Annotated in this window: 2 protein-coding genes and 1 pseudogene; all 3 read right to left on the bottom strand. The window is 66.9% G+C overall.

The features are described 5' to 3' along the window. Positions 1-615: pseudogene (locus VK519_RS15835) on the bottom strand (hypothetical protein); the annotation flags it as partial. Between the two features lie 22 nt (positions 616-637). Then, positions 638-790 carry a hypothetical protein gene (locus VK519_RS15830; protein WP_324351332.1) on the bottom strand — a complete coding sequence of 51 codons (153 nt, stop codon included), beginning with the start codon at positions 788-790 and terminating at the stop codon, positions 638-640. A 32-nt stretch (positions 791-822) separates the two neighbouring features. Further along, the coding region (locus VK519_RS15825; protein WP_524539003.1) for a tetratricopeptide repeat protein at positions 823-2,228 on the bottom strand (1,406 nt) is incomplete at its 5' end.

Raw genomic sequence — 2,228 nt, 5'->3', positions numbered from 1 at the left:
GCCGTCACCGTTCCCATCGCCATTGCCGTCGCGCGAACTCACCACGTGGTACAGCAGGCTCTCATCGCCGCCGCCGAGCACATGGCGCGCGTGTACGTGCCGTTCCACCAGGCCCGGTGGCGTGCCGGTGAGGTGGTAATGCACGATCTGCGCGGTACCGCCGAGCCCACCAGCTTCGTTGCCATCCCAGATCGCCAGCAAGATGTGGCAATGGCTGGCGATGTACACGCCAGTGGTCGCGTACTGGCGGTCGCGCGCCTGCCCCGGCAGGCCGATCACGTGGTGGGGTTTTTCCATCAGCCGCGGCAGCAACACCACCTCGGCATGGCTGCAAAGGCGTTCGAAGGTAGCGCGTACCTGCGGATCGTGGAAATCGTCGGTATACAGGTCCCGTGGCAGCGGCAGCGGCGCCACCAGCCGGGCGCCCGCAGCCAGGGCTTCCTCGGCCACCAGCTGGTCGCCGCCCTCGGCGAGCGCGGAAAGCACCACCAGCGGCAGAGCCGGAAAATCGGCTTTCAGCCGTTCGAAGAGCGCGCGCACCCGAAGGCGGATCGGCTCGATCTCGCCCGCGGGAATATCGCGATGGCTGGTAACGCCGACGACCAACGGGGTCATGGGTGCTTTCCGCGCCGAAACCTCAAGTGTTCTTGATCCTCGGGTTGGTGGTGGTGGAACGCCTGGGCGCGTTGGCGCGCTCGAATTCCTGCTCGCGGTCGTTGGAACGATCCTCCTGATCGTCCGCCGGTGCCGGTGCCTGTTCCTGCTCGTCGTCGTTGCGGTTGCCGCTCATGAGGATGTCTCCGTCGTTGATGGCTGCCAGTCTTATTCGTCGCTTGTCGATCGCGCTATCTCGCGCCCTACCAGTTCCGCATGACCGCCCGTGGCCGCCAGCAGTTCGCGCTGGAAGGCCAGGTTGGGCGGGTAGTCGATTTGTTCATGGCGCAACACCTGCACCAAGGCAGGATCACGGTAGCCATTCACCCAAAGCGCCTTGACCACCGGCATCGCCTCGTCCTTGCGCTCGAGCGACAGCAGTGCGATGGCCTCCAACGCCAGCAACCGTGGATCGCCCTGGCCGCTGCGGGTCGATTGCAACGATGCCAATGCGTCGTTGCGCAGCGTGCCGGCAGCGGCGGGGTCGGCAGCGACGGCGGCCAGGGAAAGCCTTGACGCGACAATGGCAAGCAAGGTGGCGCGGTCGTCGGGTTGCTGCTTGAAGAGAGGGTCGAGCAAATGCAACGCAGAAGTCGCCTGACGACGAGCGGCATCGGTGTCGCCCAAAGCACGCGATTGCGCGGACTGTTCCACCAGCGCCTCGGCATACTCGCGCTGCCAGACAGCGTTGGCCGCATCGTGCCGCGCAAGGGCTTCGAAGATTCCCAGCGCCTGGCGGGCAAGCTTCGCCGCGCCCGCCACGTCGCCAGTGAGGCGATGCAGGCGACCGAGCTGGATGGCATACAGCGCCTGATGCTCCTGGTAGTCGGTATTGCCCGGATCAAGCGCCTTCAGCTGCGCGGCCATGTCCACGGCGCGCTGAAGGCGGTCCATGCCCGGCTGCACGTCCCCGGCCAGCGCCTGGGTGCGACCGAGGATGGCGTGCACGGTAAGCAGGTCGTCGCGTCGGCTGGCATCTTTCGGATTGGCGGCGGCAAGCCCCATCTGGATGGTTTCGGCCGCCATGTATTGCGCGACTGCATTGGCAAGGTCGCCATGCAGCAGCGCGAGCCTGCCCAGGTTGTTCGACGCCTCGCCGACGGCGGTCGGCCAGTCGATATTGCCAGGCTCCGCCGTGGCCATACGCTGCGCCAGGGCGAGCATGTCCTGGTACTGCCGGGCGGCGGCATCGAGCTGGCCGCGGGCTTCCAGCACGTGGCCCATGTTGTTATTGAGGGTGATGCGCTGGAAGGCGACGCGCGCGTCACCGGGCGCACGCGAGGCGGCGCGCTGAAGGATCGTCTGCCCCGAGGCAAAACTGCGTTCGGCATCATCGAGCTTGCCCTGCCGCCAGCCGATCATGCCGATATACGACCACGTATCGGCGTGGGCCAGCTGCCGGTCGATGTCGGCGGGTGCTTCCCCGGCAAGGCGCGAAGTGAGCGCCAGAGATGCCTGGAAGGCCTCCATTGCCAGGGACAGCCGCCCCTGGTCGAGCCGCACGCTGCCGATCTTCGCCAATGCCACGGCACGCTGCGCGAGGGCCTGGTCGTTGACGTCCGCGGTGGGCTGGG

The sequence above is a fragment of the Pinirhizobacter sp. genome, from assembly GCF_035317885.1.
Lineage (GTDB): Bacteria > Pseudomonadota > Gammaproteobacteria > Xanthomonadales > Rhodanobacteraceae > Pinirhizobacter.
The sequence above is the reverse complement of the archived record's forward strand: the minus strand, read 5'-3'. Positions and strand labels throughout refer to the sequence as shown.

What these genes read in the sequence shown, in the direction of transcription:
- VK519_RS15830 (WP_324351332.1), bottom strand. Translation starts at nt 790, where the DNA reads ATGAGCGGCAACCGCAACGACGACGAGCAGGAACAGGCACCGGCACCG.